The organism is Bacteroidia bacterium (assembly GCA_020852255.1).
Taxonomy (GTDB): Bacteria; Bacteroidota; Bacteroidia; order JADZBD01; family JADZBD01; genus JADZBD01.
The window spans coordinates 1-17,898 of the sequence record JADZBD010000028.1 but is presented as its reverse complement, the minus strand read 5'-3'; the positions used below and the strand labels follow the sequence as shown (position 1 = coordinate 17,898).

Sequence of the window (17,898 nt, the reverse complement as noted above, 5' to 3'; positions counted from 1 at the left end):
TAGAAACAGAAAAAAACTAACTTAGCTGTAACAACAAAAACAGATCATTTATCAGCTCAAAAATGCAGTCAACTATGAGGGGTCAGTTTAAAGCGGAATGTTGGGGTCTATTTGAGCGGAATTTCCAGTAGATCTTCCTTACGCTTTCCTCAAGTTCTTTGGAAATCTCTACACTTGGGGGAGCGTAAATAAAACAGCCACGCATGCGTGGCTGTTTTATTTATTGTTTACGGCACCGGTCGAGAAGCCAGTGAAGAGCAGTGAGCTTGCCAAAAAGGTGAAGGGAACTTAAGACGAGTTTTAAACCCCCCTATTTTCTATCTTTGCCCTCTAAACCCATCTCATGTCACTCCTCGTTGTTGGTACCGTTGCTTTTGACGCCATTGAAACCCCATTTGGGAAAACAGATAAAATAATCGGAGGTGCCGCCACCTATATTTCACTGGCTGCTTCTTATTTCACAAAAAACATCAATCTCGTTTCCGTGATCGGAGATGACTTTACCCCGCACTTGTCCTTGTTCAAGGATCACGGTATAAACACCGATGGACTCCAGATCAAACAGGGAAAGAAAAGCTTCTTCTGGAGCGGGAAATATCACAACGACATGAACACGCGGGATACATTGGTTACCGAACTGAATGTGTTAGGAGAATTTGATCCCGTGCTGCCGGCACATTACCAGGAATGCGATTTTCTTATGCTGGGAAACCTGATGCCGCAAGTGCAGCAACGGGTAATGGAGCAGTTAAGAAAACGTCCGAAGCTAATCATTCTGGATACTATGAATTTCTGGATGGACAGCGCATGGGAGGAATTGATGGCCACCCTTAAAATGGTTGATGTACTGACCATCAATGATTCCGAAGCACGGCAGCTATCCAATGAATATTCCCTGGTTAAGGCCGCTCAAAAAATTCTTTCGATGGGTCCGAAAGTGCTCATTATTAAAAAAGGCGAACACGGCGCACTTCTTTTCAATAAAGAAGAAGTGTTCTTTGCTCCTGCCCTTCCCCTGGAGGATGTGTTCGATCCCACAGGCGCAGGTGATACCTTTGCCGGAGGATTCGCCGGCTATCTCGCACAATCCAAAGATATTTCGTTCGAGAACATGAAGCGGGCCATTATCTTCGGATCCGCTATGGCCTCTTTCTGTGTTGAAAAGTTCGGTGTGGAACGATTGGTGAACCTCACAAAAGACGAGGTCGACGAACGTGTTCAGGAGTTCATCGACCTCGTGCAATTTGATATCAGCCTCGTGTGATAGCTCTCACCGCGGGCCCGCCTGACTGGCGCAGTTGGGCCGATGTGGCCGGGCGGTTATTCCTTCAGGAACTTTTTTACCAAGCTGGTACTTCCCTTCTGAATCTTCAGCAGGTAAACGCCGGGCCGTAAAGAAGAAATATTCACCCATTCTGATTCTCCGGCACCAACGAGGATGCTGGAACTAAGCACCTTCTCTCCGATCACTGTATAAATTTCAACCTTTACTTCTCCCGTGTGATTGAGTACCGAGATGAAGAGTGCGGAATGTGCCGGATTAGGAAAAAGAGATAGCTCCTGCCCGTTCACGTCTTCATCATCCAGTCCGGTGATACAGCCAATGGTCACCGTGGCGGAGGCTGTGCATCCTTGGGCATCGGTAACTAACACGGTGTATGTTCCCTGACACAGGGAGGTAGCTGTCATGTTTGTCTGAGAATTTGACCACACAAAAGTGTACGGTGCAGATCCGCCGCTGACAATAGCTGTGGCAGAACCGTTGCAGTTCGGACAATTCGCGTTGATCACATTCTGAATAGAAAGTGCCGGACCACTGCTAACCGTTATACAGCAACTGGCAGAAGCTGTACATCCGCCCGCATCCGTAACCGTTACTGTGTAACACCCTGATTGTAATCCGGTGGCATTTTGAGTTGTCTGACCCGATGGTGTCCACAAATAGGTGTAGGGAGGAGTACCCCCTGTTGCCATTCCAAATGCCGACCCCGGCTGGTTACAAAGTGCTGGTGTACATTGTGCCGCAGCCATTACACCTCCCATGGATGTAACCGTTGCTGTTGCAGTGGCTACGCATCCCTGTGCATCGGTAACTATTACTGTGTATGTACCCGCGCAAAGCCCCGTTGCCGTTTGCTGATTGCCCCCGGAAGGAGCCCATACATAGGTATACGGCGGAGATCCGCCCCAAACTGAAACAATGGCTACTCCATTACAGGGATTGCATGATGTAGAGGGTTGGGCCGTAGCTACCGCCTGGCATTGAGAAAAAGCAGATGCGGAAAGAAAAATAGCTGCGCATAGAGTAAAAAAGACTTTCATAGAACGGTTGTTTTAAGGTTAAAAACTGTCTGTTATACATCAGACAGAAATTTCCCGTAAAACGTTGCAATGATTTTATTCGAAACTGACCAAAACCTGGTTCTTTTCCACGGTCATGCCCTTTTTGATATGCACCTTTTTCACCTTGGCCTCCCCTGCGGCCTTGAGTATATTTTCCATTTTCATGGCTTCCAGCACTACCACACCATCTCCTTTGGTAATTACCTGCCCTTCACTCACACGGATATCGAGCACCAGTCCGGGCATGGGAGCTTTCAGCTCTTTTATTCCTCCGCCTGCACCAGCATCCATCCCCAGGCTGTGTAAAAGCTCATCATACTTGTCCTTGAGCTGAAGAGTGTATTTATTACCGTTGATCCGGAGAACAAATGATTTTTCGGCCGGCTCATGCCGGAGTAACTCCACTGAATAGGATTTCCCATCCATCAAAACCTGAAAAACGCCGTCCTTCACCACCAGGTGTTCAAAGGACAGTTTCCTTTTCCCTTCCGTGAGAAAGCCCCCGGAAAGTTCCAGACGCATTTCCCTTGTACCTGATATAATCTTCATGGTTTGCTAAATTAAGGAATAATTGCGGGTGGCTGGGAATTTTCCCATCTTTATCGCCCCATTCATAACTGTATGAAAGCGCTGTATTTTCCACTCCTGATTCTGGCTCTTTTTGCAGCCTGCAAGACTAAAAAGCCGGTTCAGACATCCAACACGGATATCCGCGATCCGCATATTCTGCTTGATACAGTAACGATTCTTCCGGACAAACCGGCACCGGTATACAGGGCATCGGTAACCAGGTATACTGATCTCCTCCACACCCGGCTGGACGTTTCTTTCGACTGGTCTAAAAAATACCTGAACGGAAAGGCATTGCTCACCTGTTCACCTTACTGGTATCCGTCCGATTCACTGATTCTCAACGCGAAAGGATTCGACATTAAGAGTGTGTCTCTTGGAGGAAGCGAAGTAAAATCACTGCTGTATAATTACGACGGAAAATACCTTCGCATTAAACTGGACAGAGTATACACCCGTCTCGATAAATACTCCGTGTACATTGAATACACTGCGAAGCCGGATGAACTACCCAAAGGAGGCAGCGGAGCCATTACCAGCGATAAGGGATTATATTTCATCAATGCTGACGGTTCAGATCCCAACAAACCCAGGCAGATCTGGACGCAGGGCGAAACGGAAGCCGGATCCTGCTGGTTTCCCACCATTGACCGTCCGAATGAGCGGCAAAGCCAGGAGATTTACATCACGGTAGAAAAAAAATATGTCACGCTCTCCAACGGGCTGCTCATTTCCTCTAAAGAAAATTCGGATGGTACCCGTACCGACCACTGGAAACAGGAGCTGCCGCATGCTCCCTATCTGACCATGATGGCGATCGGTGAATACGCAGTGGTGAAAGACCTCTGGAAACGATCCAACGGAAAGGAAATGGAGGTGAACTACTATGTGGAGAAGGAATATGAGCCCCACGCCAAAGCTATTTTCGGAAACACCCCCGAAATGATCAGCTTCTTCTCCAAGGTGCTGGGTGTGGAATATCCCTGGGATAAATATTCCCAGATACCGGTGCGGGATTATGTATCCGGTGCCATGGAGAATACCTCTGCCACCATTTTCGGCGAGTTCATCCAGAGAACCACCCGGGAATTACTGGACCGCGACGGAGAAGATATCATCGCCCACGAACTTTCTCACCATTGGTTCGGTGATCTTGTAACCTGCGAATCCTGGAGCAATCTTCCGCTGAACGAATCCTTCGCCACCTATTGTGAATACCTGTGGGAGGAACATAAGCGCGGAAGAGATGCCGCTGATCTGCACCATTTTGAAAGTTACAGCGGCTACATCAGCGAATCCACACGTAAGAAAGAGGAGCTTATCCGGTTCGACTATGAAGATAAGGAGGACATGTTCGACGGGCACTCTTACAACAAAGGCGGGCAGGTTCTGCATATGCTGCGTAAGTACGTAGGAGACGATGCCTTCTTCGCTTCCCTTAAGCTTTACCTGGAGCGGAACAAATTCAAGTCCGTTGAGATCCATGATCTGCGGCTTGCTTTCGAGGAGATCACCGGTGAAGATCTGAACTGGTTTTTCAGCCAGTGGTTTCTCTCTGCCGGGCATCCCGATCTCACGATTACCCACCTATACGATGAATCCGCCAAGAAATATACAGTAACCATCCGTCAGACACAAGATGTGAAAAAGGTTCCTGTATTCCGTATTCCAATGTATGTAGACATTTATTCAGGTGGGAAGATGGAACGTAAATCCATTGTGCTCGACAAACAAAAGCAGGATTTTGTGTTTGACATGAGTACACGTCCTGACTGGGTAAATGTAGATCCGGAGAAGGCGGTACTGTGCACACGTAAGGAGAATTTCAGTGTGGCCGAATACGCATTTATGTACCGCAACGGTAAGGTATGGTGGGAGCGCAATCTGGCAATGGAGGAGCTGAATAAGCGTCCGGGCGATCCGCTGAGCCAGGAAGTGATTATTGCAGCGCTGAACGATCCTTTTTGGTCTATCCGGCAGGACGCCATCAGATTCTGCAAGGAATTGCTGGGGAGCAAGAAGGACCTGTTACGCGAAAAGATCACCCACCTTGCCAAGAACGATCCAAAAGCTTCCGTGAGAGCGGAAGCGGTAGAGTTTCTGGCAAAAAACTACGGGGATGCCTCCGTGCTGGAAGTGTTCAAAACCGCCATGAAGGATCCGAGTTACGCCGTGATCGGGCAGGGCCTGCGCGGTATCACTAAGGTGGACCCCAAGGATGGGATGAACCTTGCCAAAGGCCTGGAAGGTGAAAAAAACACCGGCTTGCTGATCAGCATTGCTTCATTATATGCCGAATACGGAGACGATTCCCAAAATGATTTTTTCCTAAAGGTTGCCCCTGAGTTCAAAAGTTTCAGTAACATCGGCTTTCTGAATACCTATGTACAATTCCTTAAACGCTGCAGCGATGAAACAGTATTAAAAGGGATTCCGGTGTTTGAAAAGGTTGCGAAGACCGAAAGCAGCAAGTGGGTGCGGTATTTTGGTCAGAAGGGGGTGAACGACCTGGCGAAGTATTACAAGGAAAAGGCAGAAAATCTCCAGGGAAAGCTGAAAAGTATTAAAGAAACCAACCCGAACGCCCCGGGTATAGCGAAAATGGAAGCCGATTATGAATCCGCCCGTCTGATGGCAGAAAAACTGACTGTGATTTACAATAGTTTGATTCAGTAAAGCCCCTCAGAGGCGTTATTTTCTTCGGAAGCCTGGTAGCCTTCATCCTCACGGAGATCATGCCCCAGGGCGGCTTCCACCGCCAATTCGTCGCAGCGGTTATTGAAGGGATTGTTCGCATGACCTTTTACCCAATGGAATTTCACTTTATGCCGGCGGTAGACGATCAGAAATCTTTTCCATAGATCAGGGTTCATTTTCTTCTTAAATCCGGTTTTTTCCCAGCCAAAGACCCAGCCCTTCTCCACGCTGTCTACAACATATTTGGAATCCGAATAAATGATCACCTGGCAAGGTTTCCTGAGGGCTTCCAGTCCTTTGATTACGCTCAGCAACTCCATCCGGTTGTTGGTGGTGAGCCGGTACCCTTCCGATAACTCCTTCCGGTGGGTTCCCGCCATTAAAATAGTACCGTAGCCTCCGGGCCCGGGATTCCCACGGCTTGCCCCATCGGTATAGATGATGATTTGTGAATTACTTGCCAAGGGTAATTCCGGCATTGGAAGTGAACAGCTTGATGGCGATGGCCAGCATAATGATCCCGAATACCTTACGAAGGATATTGATTCCTCCCTGGCCCAGCAATCTTTCCAGACGGTACATATTACGAAGTACCACGTATATAATGACCAGATTGAGGAAAATGCCAATAAAAATAGATTCCAGACGGTACTCAGACATCATAGAAAGCAGGGTGGTAAGGGTTCCCGTACCGGCAATGAGCGGGAAGGCGATAGGCACAATAGAGGCCGTATTGCCGCTCTCTTCCTTAAAGAAACGAACCCCGAGGATCATTTCCATACCTATAATAAACAGGATAAATGAACCCGCAATGGCGAAGGAGTGAACATCTATCCCAATGAGGTTCAGGATGCGCTCTCCCACAAACATGAACGAGATCATGATAGCCCCGCTGACGAGGGTCACTTTCATAGAGGGAATCTCCCCTACTTTCGACTTCATATCCAGTAAAATGGGCAAGGTGCCGATGATATCAATGACCGCGAACAGGATCATAGACACGGTGGCGATCTCCTTTATGTTGAATTCCATAGGGGCAAAGGTAGTATTTAAGCTGTTTTCCATTGGGAAAAAGGCGGTTTTCCGAGGGAAAACCGGGTTGAATTCAACAATTTCCCAATGAAATGTGAATAACTTAATATGATTTCCCAATGAAAAAATCACTTTTTCGCTTGGAGAACTCAATTTTAGTCTATCTTTATGCCACTAAAAAAAACATTCAAAAAATGGCAAAAAAAGCAAAGAAAAAGCCTGCAGCTAAAAAGAAGTCTGCACGCAAGCCCAACGCAGCGTTCATGGCTCCTCTGACCCCCAGCTCTACACTTGCAGAAGTAGTAGGCAGCAAGGCAATTCCACGTACAGAGATCGTGAAGAAGATTTGGGCTTACATCCGTAAGAACAACCTTCAGGACAAGAAGAACAGACGCATGATCAATGCCGATGCAAAACTGAAGCCTGTATTCGGTGGCAAAGGACAAATCAGCATGTTCGAACTGGCAAAAGCCATTTCCAAGCATGTAAAGTAAACAGTCCTTATTCCAATTCATTATAAAAGGCCCCGGATCATTTCCGGGGTTTTTTATTTGCCATATATTCGGGCATGAAAAAGATTTCCCTCCTCTTCCTCCTGGCCGCTGCGCTATGCGGAACCGCCCAGGTAAAACAAGAACAACGAAAAGATTTTGAAGCCGATGAAGAAGGCCGCGACTATACCACACTGGTAGGGGAATTTGGCCTGCTCCTGCACGGAAAAGTGGAAACTGAAGGCAAGGGCAGTAACTGGAACGTTACACGCTTCAATACCAATCTGGAAGAACAACAATCCGGCAGCTTCCAGATTCCTGACAAACATTACTATGATCAGTCCTTTGTGACCGAAGATAAGCGAACCGTTTACTACCTGTTTCTTGGTAAAAAGAATGCCTTCCAGATTGTTTCCTATGATGTAAAAAGCGGCAGTTCCAAATCAGTTCCCGGAACTTTTCCGTCTAAGTTCCAGGGCGGCGACATGGAGATTCTGGGCAACAGCGCCTTTATCAAGGGGTATATCAAAAAACAGGCTGTGTTGCTTAAGATTGACCTGGAAAGCGGTCAGGGTGTGAACATGCAACTTCCTCACGCAACGGAAAAAATGTCCATTGAGAACCTGCAGGTGCTGGAAAAAGAAAAAAAACTTGCCGTTCTTATTGAATTCGGTGACAAAAAAAAACGGCAGATTGAACTTTCTGTTTTTGATGATCACGGTACTCCCGAAGGTGAACCGCTTAAGATCACGAAAGATCCCCAGCGCCGGGCCCTGAGTGCCTCCCTCACCTGGCTGGGTAAAGAACATTACATCATTTCCGGAACCTACTCCTCGGACCGCGATGCGGGCGCGAACGGTATCTTCATTACAGAATTTATGAAAGGAGAACAGCTGTTCATCCAGTACAATTCCTTTACAGATCTGAAAAATTTTACGGAATATCTGAGTAAGCGCAGGAAAGACAAAATGGATAAAAAGATCCAGAAGAAAAAAGCAAAGGGAGAAACAGACTACGTAGACGCACTGGTGGTAGACCACCCGGTATTTGAATTCAACGGTGAATACGTTTATATCGGAGAATGTTACTATCCCACCTACCGTACTGAAACTACCACTACCTATATAAACGGGAAGCCCACTACCACCACCCGACAGGTTTTTGACGGATACCAGTACACCCACTCTACTGTGATCGGGATGGATAAGACCGGGAAAAAAACCTGGGATTTCTGCTTTGAAATGTGGCTCGATTACAAACCCTTTTATCACAAAAAATTTGTAAAAAAGGTGGTGGAAAAGGATGAGCTGAAGCTGATTTTTACGACAGGCACACAGTTCAAATCGCTCGCCATTAAGGACGGTGAGTACAAGGAAAAAGACCTTGGCAAGATTGAGTTCCTCGACGAAAATGAAAAACTCAAGTGGGCCGGCAACGTGAATACAGAATACTGGTTTGGCAACTATTTTTTAGCCTTTGGTACCAAGCGTGTAAAGCAGGAAGATGAAAAGGGGAAAAAGAAGAAAAAAACAATCTTCTACATGGTTAAGATACGGTTTGACTGATGACCTCCGCCGAGGCCCGGTCCGTAATCGCCAGCCGTTCCATAGCATCAACTTCCAGGCAGTAAAACCCGTACTCCTCCACTACTCTTCCCTGCAGGCGGTAGCAACCCGGTCCTGAAAAGGGATAGGCTCCGGCGGAGGGTGGAAAGTGCACTGTGTCAATCCACTCTCCTTTACGATCCAGGAAAGTTCCGAAGTACATTCGTGCTCCGCCAGAAGTGCCGGTATATTTGATGGTGATGAGGTAACCGGTGATGCTGACTCTTCGGCCCACCTGCTTTTTCAATTCCGCGGCGCTGATTTCTTCTCCGGGGGGGTCGCGCAGCAGTTCGAAGGGGGAACAGAGGGGAAAACCAAGCAATTCCATTGCATCGTACGCATCTTCGTGCCGGAAACCGGATAAGGGCGGCATATGCCAGTGTTTGTATTCGGATTCGAATAGTTCTTCGCCCGGCTCAACTTTCTTTCCGGAAGTAATATAATTGTGAATATCCCAGAGCAGTTGCTTTTTATCTTTTCCGGTAAACCGCAGTGCCCCCGCACGTACCAGCAGGCGCATTTGCTCCAGTGAAGGACCCACCCGCTTAACAAAGTCCTCCATTCCTTTAAAGAAGCCCTGCGCCCGCGCCAGCAGGATGGCATGAAGCGTGTCCTTTTCAAGTCCGGCAATCAATTCCAGTCCCAGGAAAATAATATTCCCCCGTATGGTGCAGGTATCCGTGCCTTCATTCACACAGGGCGCTTCAACTTTTGCGCCGTGCATACGCGCCTCGTGAACATACAGTTCTTTCCTGTAAAAACCTCCTCCGTTGTTGAGGGTGGCCACCAGGTATTCCAGCGGGTAATGCGCTTTTAAATACAGGGCCTGAAAACTCTCTACCGCGTAACTGGCAGAATGCCCCTTCGAAAACGCGAAATTGGCAAAACTTTCGATCTGCTCCCATATCCGTTTCACCAGCGTAAGGGAATGTCCCCGTGCCGCGCAATTTTCAAAAAAGCGTTGCTCCACTTTAAAAAATTCGTCTCGCTCTCTGAACTTCCACGACATGCCCCGCCGCAGGTGGTCCGCCTCTGCCAGGGTGAGCCCCGCGAATAAATGCGCCACCTTGATCACGTCCTCCTGATATACCATTACCCCGTAGGTTTCCTCCAGCAGGTCGTAAAGTTCCGGCAATTCTGCCCGGGCTTTTTCCCGCAAACGTTTTTCCCGGAATCGTACAATGTATTCGCGCATCATGCCGCTTTTTGAAACACCGGGACGAATAATAGAGCTTGCGGCCACCAGACGCAGGTAATCATCTGCTCCCAGTTTAGTCAATAACATGCGCATGGCCGGAGATTCCACATAAAAACAACCGATGGCTTTACCTTCCCGCAGAAGTGCTTTTACTTTTTCATCTTTCTTAAACGGTTCAATGTTGTGTACATCGATTTCTATTCCCCTCTGCTTTTTTATAATCTCCAGGCAATCTTTGATCTTTCCCAGTCCGCGCTGACTGAGAATATCAAATTTAAACAAGCCGAGGTCTTCGGCTTCCAGCATGCTGAATTGGGTGGTGGGATAGCCTTTTGGGGGAAGAAATGTTGCAGAATATTCTGTGATTGGTTTTTCGGAGATCAGGATGCCGCTGGAATGGATGCTGAGGTGAGAAGGAAACCCGCGCAGCAGGGCCGCATAGCGGAGCACAAGTTTTCCGAGATCATCCGCCTGCGCATGGCCACCGGGTGACTGCAGTTTATCTATTTCCGAGGCAGGGAGTCCGAAAACCTTTCCCAGTTCCCGTATCACCGCGTCATGCTGGAAGGTATTATACGATCCCAGCAGGGCGGTGCGTTCTCTGCCGAAACGGTCAAAAATATACCTGGTCATATCATCGCGGTCGGTCCAGGAGAAATCAATATCAAAATCGGGCGCATTACTCCGGTACAGGTTGATGAAGCGTTCGAAATAAAGATCGAGGTCAATCGGATCCACATCGGTAATGCGCAGCAGGTGAGCCACAATGCTGTTGGCGCCGCTTCCTCTTCCTACATAATAGTATCCTTTGTGGCGAGCGTACCGTACGATATCCCAGTTGACGAGGAAGTAGGATGCGAAATTCATTTTACTGATCACCTCCAGTTCTTTTTCGATTCGTTCGTGCACCTCCCGCGAAGGCTGCGGATAACGGTAATGCAAGCCGGCCATGCATTCACGACGCAGTAATTCCATATCCTCAGCATGGGAAGAAGTATAAAACCTGAGGTTTTTGTTGGCCAGCTTTCCGAATTCAAATCCTACGCTGCATTCATTCAGTAATCGCTCTGTGTTCTCTATCACATAGGGAAAGGCCTCAAACGCCCTGAGCAATTCCGGCATGGTCATCAGCCGGCCCCCTCCATCTGCGGCCTGCTGCGTCAGGGGAAGTTTACTGAGAAGGGTATTCTCGTGAATAGCCCTGAGCAGGCGATGCGCGTTGAAATGCTGCTTGTGCAAAAAACTGAACGACTGCAGCACCACCAGTTTATGGCGGAGCTTGAACGCGGGATGAAAGGGTAAATGCGGGAGGTCGCGGGCGGATATCCCGATGTATTCGTGATCCCGGAGGGTTTGGCCCTTCCAGGCTTTCACCGGATAAATCACAAAAGCGTTAGTGAAGGCGGGAGCGATGGGTTCAAAGGGAAGATCCTGGTGCAAATGCAGAGAGAGATGTTCGTTCAGTTCCCGGAAACCCTCATTATTCCGTGCGATTCCCACATATTGCTGTGCGATATTATTTCGGAAGTCGGTCCCGGGGATCACGGTTTGTCCGCTCTTCCCTGCCCTGCGCATAGTTTCCAGCACGGCCGAAGTATTATTGATATCGCTGAGTACGAAACGTTCGTACCCGCGTACCTGCGTTTCTTCCATCAGTTCGCGGATGGAAAGGGTTCCGTATCCGAAGCTGTAATACGTATGGCAGTTGAGGAGCATGGCGCTTCCCAAAGGTAGAACTGCCCGCAGGGGGAATGTTTTTACAAAATGGGGAAATTACGCTTGCTCACGTATGATTTCCTTCGCCCGGGCCAGGGCATGGTCAATATCAAGGCAAATATTCTCCTTTCCGAATTCTTCCACGAGGTGTGCCTTCTCAAGTTCGGCAACAATGCCGGGCTGCACTCCGGAGAGTACGAATTTGATTCCCCGGTTCTTTGATTGCCTGAATACTTCTTCGAGCGTATGAATTCCGGTAGTATCGATCACAGGCACCTGCCGCATACGTATGATAAGCACCTTGGGATCCTTTGCCATCAATTTGAGTGATTCCTTGAACTTGTACGCCGCCCCAAAAAACATGGGACCTGTGACCTCAAAGACCTCTATACCCTGAGGAACCTGATACCGGTTAATTGATTTCTCATCATCTGCATCCGACATGGCGGAGGTTACAATATTCACATTGGATATCTGAGTCATTCGGTGCATGAATAAAAACGCCGCCAGCACCATTCCGATCTCAATGGCAATGGTAAGGTCTACAAACACGGTGAGTCCGAAGGTGACCAGCAAAACCGCTCCATCGCTTTTTGAGGTTCTGAGCACTCCGGCGAAAGATCTCCACTCACTCATGTTATAGGCGACCACTACCAGAATTCCTGCAAGGCAGGAAAGGGGAATGAGGGTGGCCCACTTTCCGGCCACCAGCATGATAAGCAGAAGCACAAGTGCGTGCACTATTCCTGCTACCGGTGTGCGGCCTCCGTTTTTAACATTGGTTGCTGTACGTGCGATTGCTCCGGTTGCGGGAATACCTCCGAAAAGGGCGGAAAAAACATTGGCCACACCCTGTCCCAGCAGTTCCATGTTTGATTTATGACTTCCTCCGATCATTCCGTCAGAAACCACTGCGGAAAGGAGCGATTCAATTCCTCCGAGCAATGCGATGGCGAATGCAGGCTGGATCAGGTTTTGAATGGTGGAAAAATCAAAGTCCGGAATATGAGGTACCGGAAAAGCGGAGGGGATCTCGCCAAATCTGGTACCGATAGTTTCTACATTCAGATTAAACATACTTACCACAGCGGTAGCGAGCACAATGGCCACGAGTGATCCCGGAATTCTTCGTGTGATTACCGGAAATCCAACGGAGAGCAGAACCGTACCGGCAGCAATGGCTACCGAAATATAATTCACCGACTGAATATTTCTGAAATAGGATTGCCATTTTGCCAAAAAATCCGCAGGCACATCCCCCATTTGAAGTCCAAAAAAATCCTTCATCTGAGAGGAGAAAATGATTACGGCAATACCACTCGTGAAACCAACGATGAGGGGGTGGGGAATAAATTTGATCACTGACCCCATTCGGACCAGTCCCATGATAATCAGCATAATTCCTGCTAAGAAAGTGGCATAAATCAGTCCGTCTATCCCGAAGTGCTGAACCACACCGTACACGATAACTATAAATGCCCCGGTAGGGCCGCCAATCTGTACACGGCTGCCACCAAGAAAGGAAATAAAAAATCCACCGATCACCCCCGTAACCAGTCCCTTTTCAGGTGAAACACCGGAGGCAATGGCAAACGCGATACACAGGGGAAGCGCCACCACACCCACCACCAATCCCGCAACCAGGTCTTTAAAGAACTGTTCACGCTTATAGTTCTTCAGCGTTACAAATAATTTTGGCGTAAACATCTTTTCAAAAAAGTGGAACGTGAAATCTAAGGTATAAAATCCGGGGAACTACCCTTCCGGTATCGTCATCCGGTAAAGGCGTAAATTATCGAAAAGAATCTCTGCTCTCAGCTAAAACACCGATACCTCGGCGACTCATTTCCCGTACAGATGAAACAGAGTAAACTTACCGCCCATGAAAAGAAAAAGTCGGATTCAACATCCGACTTCTCCCTCCTGGTAGTCCCGACAGGAATCCCTGACTCCTCCTTAACACTCTGATCCCTAAGTGAATACGTAAAATTGCCACGGTCTGGTGAAGCGAAGGTGAAGCATGATTTGTGGGAAACGAACCGGGATGAAAAAAGGCAAAAAATTATTATTGGATTGTGCCTTTGGGCCGAGTTTTACCCTTTTTGGGTTATCCCGCGTTAGGTGTTATTTATAATACTCGTAATCATAATCGCTGATCCACGATGGCTCGTATGGACTCGTATAGCTTACACGTTTGAATAAGCCTGATTTATCACTCTCGTATTTGTAATGCATAGCCACTTTTCCAGTTACGACATGATAATATATTTCATCCGTAAGTAGTCCGGCTGAATTGTAGAGATAATCACTATAAGGCACCCAATTTTTTTCAATATTGCGGACAAAAAATTTCAGTGGTTCACCTTTTTCATTTTCATTTATTGTAAGGTATGGTCGCCTCCGGTGTTTTACACTGTATTGAAAGCATTGAACCGAATTATCTTTTCGCTCCCAGACTATGGTATCGACATCACCACCGGTTCTTATATTTTCTATGATTTTGCCGGCATTGTCATACTTGAAGTGCTGAGAATAGTCCCCTGCGGCATCAGAATCGCAGACCAAGTGACCCTTTTTGTTGAAGATCAGGTACGCGCAATAAATTCTGTGCTGTCTTTCGGTTTTACCTGTGGCGCTGTTTTATCAGGACGCTGGATTACTTTGATCGCCGTATAAACTATTTCGCGTTTAGTCGTGGAATCATAACGCGGAGTGATGATCCGTATTAGAGAAACTTTATTCTCCCATAATCCCGGGGGATGTGTGTTGGCGATATCGCCCTGAGACAAAACTGGGATAGGGCAGAGAAGCAAAAGAAACTGAAATAACCCGCACCATTTTCTGAATATTACTTTAACATATTTTTCTTGGCTCATACTTTATGGATTTGATGAAAGATATGAAGTCATTTTAAAGTTGTTCAGTCATACAATTCATTGGGTGCGAAGTTTAACTTAGCGGTTAAGGATAATCTTGAATATGTGGGTATCCCTTTCGGTTTGCAGCCGAAAGAAATAGACTGCATTGGGTAAGGAAGGAGAAATGGCAATTGATTGGAAGCCGGGAAGAACATTGCCATGCTCAACAACTGAAAGCCGGATGTCCAACAATTCCCAATTGGCAAAATCAACTTCATTTGGCAGGTTAAAATGTATTATCCCGGAGGATGGATTTGGAAACACCGCCGAATAACCTTTTGCGTCATCTAGCGTTAAGGAAGTGATAATCGGTCCGGAAAAGCAAAATGAAGCAGTCGGAGGTACTGATAAATAAGAGAAAATGGTATATGAGGGAATATTGGAACTAATTACTATTTGTGTATCCTGCATCCCGTTTCCGATGGTGAAAGGCGGGATCTGCTGGCCTGGGGAAATCGGTCTCTCATGACAGCCAGAAAAGCCTAAAGCATCGGTTTTAACCATCCAAGTGTCTGGAGAGTTCCCAACACCCAACGATTCTGTGAATCCAGAAAAAACGAACCCATCAACCGTTTGCTGTACATGCTTTAACCAATCGGTGGTAAATGGTGTTACGGTGTCGCCATAAAGTCTTCCCCATATGAAATTTCCATTAAGATCTGTTCTAAATGCAAATGATCGGGTTCCAACAACCGGGATTCCATCAAATGTTGCACTGGTATGACCAAGAATAACATATCCAGCTACTCCCAATGTTCCAATGATCTTTCCAGCCCAGGTAATTCCGCCTGAAGAGGGATAAGTTTGCATCCATATCATGTTTCCGCTTCCATCCAATTTAATGCAAACAATGTCGCCATAGCCGGTTTGTTGTATATAGTTTGTGTTTGCAATAAGAGCAAATCCCCCATCCTGGCTTTGGCATACACCATAGGAAGTTTCATCGGAGGATGGCGTTCCAAAAGTCTTTGACCACATAGTATTTCCGGAAGAATCAATCCTAGCTATTCGAATATCCCGATCTCCCGGACCGCCTGAAGAAAATGCTAATGTTCCCCCGGCAAGAACAAATCCCTGGTCCTGAGTTTTCTGAAATGAATTAAACCCTTCAGGATAATGCCTGGTCCAAAGGATGTTCCCCAACGAATCGGTGCGGGAAATACGTATGGAACTTCCGAAGGCATATCCGTTATTCATTTCAATGATCGAAGACCCCAGATTTTCGCGCATCCATTGAATATTTCCCTGGGCGGTTAGCTTAACAATGGGGAAACTTTGTTGTGGAGAATTTGCAAACAGGGTCAGGGAAAGAAGATATCCGCCGTCCCGTGTCTGGAGGATATCTCCGGCATAGTCGACCGATCCGCCTAGTCCTGTGAATGCTTTGCTCCACAATATGGATCCGTTAGAGTCAAGTTTTGTTAGAATAACATCATATGTATCTAACGGATCACTGGAATATTGTGATAAAGGATAATTCCCAAAGAGCATATATCCCCCGTCATTGGTCCGGATAATCCTCCCGTTCTCCGCCAAAGGACCGCCAAACGTTCGTTGAAATTGAAAAGACTGGCAAAACACTGCCAGAGGAACCATCCCAAAAAAAATGACCAAGAAAAATCGCATCTCTAAAGATACTGATTTACTTTTTTATTATTATTCGCTGATAGGCAATTAATTCACCTGACGAACCTGTAACTTTCACAAAATAGATGCCGGCAGGTTTATCTGAAAGATCGATGATTTGTTCTGAGTTTGAAAGATTAGGTAAAGCTCCAAGACTTTCACCTTGAATATTAAAAATATGAACATCATACTAATAAAAATGATCACATTCAATTCCGTGAACATCTACAGCATCTAGTAGTTTCCATCCAATTTTAATATTGTTTTTATCGAGATTGTACTCTTTAATTCCTTCCGGAGTGATGCCAGCGTCAAGCGACTCTGTATTAAGAAAGTCTGTAGAGGGAATCGCTTCAATATTTCTCCATTTAAGTCTGTACTGATTATTTGGTGTTAGATCTCTCGCATCCATCATGATTCCAAAGAAGGCAAATTTCCCATATAAATCCCTCGCATGTAGCTCCATTTTTAATCCTTTGATAGTATCAGGTCCAGTGTAGTCAATTATAATTTCCATTTCGTATTCGTCCTTAAACTGAAATTCTCCTTTTTCAGACTTTTTAATTAATGATAATTTGAATTCGATGTTATTGTCCCAATATTCGTTATCACAAAAAGTGATTCTTTTGGGAGCTAATAGACTCTTTGTGTCGTTTAAGAGTCTCTCTTCTTCCTGCTCCTTAGTTGAAGGCTCACAGGCTGAAATCACTGTAGATAAAATGGATAATAAGAAGAACGCTTTGAAAGTTGATTTTCTATCACACATTGGAAAGGACATTTAAATATTAATCTCAAACTTGAATTTTGCATTATCCCGTCCAAGTTTATCTATTACATAAATAAAGATTTTGCCCTTCATGGCATTAGGGATATGAACAGTAGAATAATTCCACCAATAATTTCCCGTGCTAGTTGAAGGTGTTTCTGGGACTGAGCTTTTTAGTTCCTTTCGATATATCTCGTTTTTATCAGTCGAGTCTCGAATAATTACTGTGAACATATCGGTATTTGCCCCATCGATTGTTAATCTCATAATATAAAGACTAACTCGACCGCCTGAAGCACTTTCTTTATAAGTTTCAAGTGTTTCGGCTTTCTTTTCCGGTGTCCACATTTCCCTTTCGGCATCTTTCTCAATTTCAGATATTATCTGTTCATACCTTTCATACCCCACATTAGTCGCACCCCATTTATTTTCCCCTTCAAGTCGGGTAATTTTATTTTCGTAAATAATCTTTTCTTTCCCAATCTTCCAAGTCGCCATTTTCAATTGTTTGTCAATTTGGGCATAACTAGATACCAGTATTAAACAGGATAGGAGCAGGGGGGCTAATTTTCTCATGGGTTTGGCTTTTAGAATTGATGCAAACAACTGAACTAATGTACCAAATTCAGGTTAGAAGGGTCACCAACGAAGAATCCTAGACTCGCATATTTTAAGAGAATAGTAAACTAGGGGTAAACCATTGAAATTTAAACAGCGTAATAAATTGATAATCAATTATATATTCAATAAACTAGTAGTCCCGACAGGAATCGAACCTGCATCAAAAGTTTAGGAAACTTCTATTCTATCCATTGAACTACGGGACCAGAATTTTTCTCAAATATCTTCTTCCGGCTGCACTTTTAAAATATTTCTCCCTTTTAATTGCATCTATTCTCAATTCAAAATTTTCCGTATGCACGTATTTCCATGGACC

The 17,898-nt window shown here is 46.1% G+C and carries 16 protein-coding genes and 1 tRNA gene; 4 read left to right on the top strand and 13 right to left on the bottom strand.

Annotation, left to right across the window (positions count from 1 at the left end):
- Positions 1-343 precede the first annotated feature (343 nt).
- Positions 344-1,264 carry a bifunctional hydroxymethylpyrimidine kinase/phosphomethylpyrimidine kinase gene (locus tag IT233_14210; protein ID MCC7303790.1) on the top strand — a complete coding sequence of 307 codons (921 nt, stop codon included), beginning with the start codon at positions 344-346 and terminating at the stop codon, positions 1,262-1,264.
- 56 nt (positions 1,265-1,320) lie between these two features.
- On the opposite strand, the gene IT233_14205 is transcribed toward IT233_14210, so the two are convergent.
- Together IT233_14205 and IT233_14200 are read right to left on the bottom strand one after the other, a co-directional pair.
- Complete coding sequence (locus IT233_14205) at positions 1,321-2,322, bottom strand: T9SS type A sorting domain-containing protein (GenBank protein MCC7303789.1); 1,002 nt, start codon at positions 2,320-2,322, stop codon at positions 1,321-1,323.
- Between the two features lie 75 nt (positions 2,323-2,397).
- Complete coding sequence (locus IT233_14200) at positions 2,398-2,892, bottom strand: acetyl-CoA carboxylase biotin carboxyl carrier protein subunit (protein MCC7303788.1); 495 nt, start codon at positions 2,890-2,892, stop codon at positions 2,398-2,400.
- Between the two features lie 72 nt (positions 2,893-2,964).
- Between IT233_14200 and IT233_14195 the strand changes: the two genes are divergently transcribed.
- Positions 2,965-5,589 carry a DUF3458 domain-containing protein gene (locus tag IT233_14195; protein ID MCC7303787.1) on the top strand — a complete coding sequence of 875 codons (2,625 nt, stop codon included), beginning with the start codon at positions 2,965-2,967 and terminating at the stop codon, positions 5,587-5,589.
- On the opposite strand, the gene rnhA is transcribed toward IT233_14195, so the two are convergent.
- On the bottom strand, positions 5,583-6,089 hold the full coding sequence (rnhA, locus tag IT233_14190) for a ribonuclease HI (protein MCC7303786.1): 507 nt from the start codon (positions 6,087-6,089) through the stop codon (positions 5,583-5,585). The genes IT233_14195 and rnhA overlap by 7 nt on opposite strands.
- Complete coding sequence (locus IT233_14185; GenBank protein ID MCC7303785.1) at positions 6,064-6,642, bottom strand: MarC family protein; 579 nt, start codon at positions 6,640-6,642, stop codon at positions 6,064-6,066. Before IT233_14185 ends, rnhA begins: the two co-directional genes overlap by 26 nt.
- Before the next feature lie 119 nt (positions 6,643-6,761).
- Here IT233_14185 and IT233_14180 point away from each other — a divergent pair, with 119 nt between their 5' ends.
- Both IT233_14180 and IT233_14175 read left to right on the top strand, forming a co-directional pair.
- Complete coding sequence (locus IT233_14180; GenBank protein MCC7303784.1) at positions 6,762-7,136, top strand: hypothetical protein; 375 nt, start codon at positions 6,762-6,764, stop codon at positions 7,134-7,136.
- Positions 7,137-7,210: 74 nt separating this feature from the next.
- Positions 7,211-8,698 carry a hypothetical protein gene (locus tag IT233_14175; GenBank protein MCC7303783.1) on the top strand — a complete coding sequence of 496 codons (1,488 nt, stop codon included), beginning with the start codon at positions 7,211-7,213 and terminating at the stop codon, positions 8,696-8,698.
- On the opposite strand, the gene IT233_14170 is transcribed toward IT233_14175, so the two are convergent.
- From IT233_14170 to IT233_14130, 9 genes are all read right to left on the bottom strand, one after another.
- Positions 8,679-11,651, bottom strand: a complete 2,973-nt coding sequence (locus IT233_14170) for a DNA polymerase III subunit alpha (protein ID MCC7303782.1) — start codon at positions 11,649-11,651, stop codon at positions 8,679-8,681. The genes IT233_14175 and IT233_14170 overlap by 20 nt on opposite strands.
- 57 nt (positions 11,652-11,708) lie before the next feature.
- Positions 11,709-13,358, bottom strand: coding sequence for a sulfate permease (sulP, locus tag IT233_14165; protein MCC7303781.1), 1,650 nt, complete (start codon positions 13,356-13,358; stop codon positions 11,709-11,711).
- Between the two features lie 417 nt (positions 13,359-13,775).
- On the bottom strand, positions 13,776-13,970 hold the full coding sequence (locus IT233_14160) for a hypothetical protein (protein MCC7303780.1): 195 nt from the start codon (positions 13,968-13,970) through the stop codon (positions 13,776-13,778).
- Positions 13,971-14,236: 266 nt separating this feature from the next.
- Entirely contained in the window at positions 14,237-14,527 is a 291-nt protein-coding gene (locus IT233_14155) for a hypothetical protein (GenBank protein ID MCC7303779.1), read from the bottom strand.
- Positions 14,528-14,605: 78 nt separating this feature from the next.
- Positions 14,606-16,195 (bottom strand): T9SS type A sorting domain-containing protein, encoded by a 1,590-nt coding sequence (locus IT233_14150; GenBank protein MCC7303778.1) that lies wholly within the window; start codon positions 16,193-16,195, stop codon positions 14,606-14,608.
- 16 nt (positions 16,196-16,211) lie between these two features.
- The gene (locus tag IT233_14145) at positions 16,212-16,373 is read right to left on the bottom strand and encodes a T9SS type A sorting domain-containing protein (GenBank protein MCC7303777.1); all 162 of its coding nucleotides are present in this window, start codon (positions 16,371-16,373) and stop codon (positions 16,212-16,214) included.
- Positions 16,374-16,385: 12 nt separating this feature from the next.
- Entirely contained in the window at positions 16,386-16,961 is a 576-nt protein-coding gene (locus IT233_14140; GenBank protein ID MCC7303776.1) for a hypothetical protein, read from the bottom strand.
- A gap of 12 nt (positions 16,962-16,973) precedes the next feature.
- On the bottom strand, positions 16,974-17,537 hold the full coding sequence (locus IT233_14135; protein MCC7303775.1) for a hypothetical protein: 564 nt from the start codon (positions 17,535-17,537) through the stop codon (positions 16,974-16,976).
- 179 nt (positions 17,538-17,716) lie between these two features.
- Positions 17,717-17,788: transfer RNA gene (locus IT233_14130), tRNA-Arg, on the bottom strand.
- Positions 17,789-17,898 lie beyond the last annotated feature (110 nt).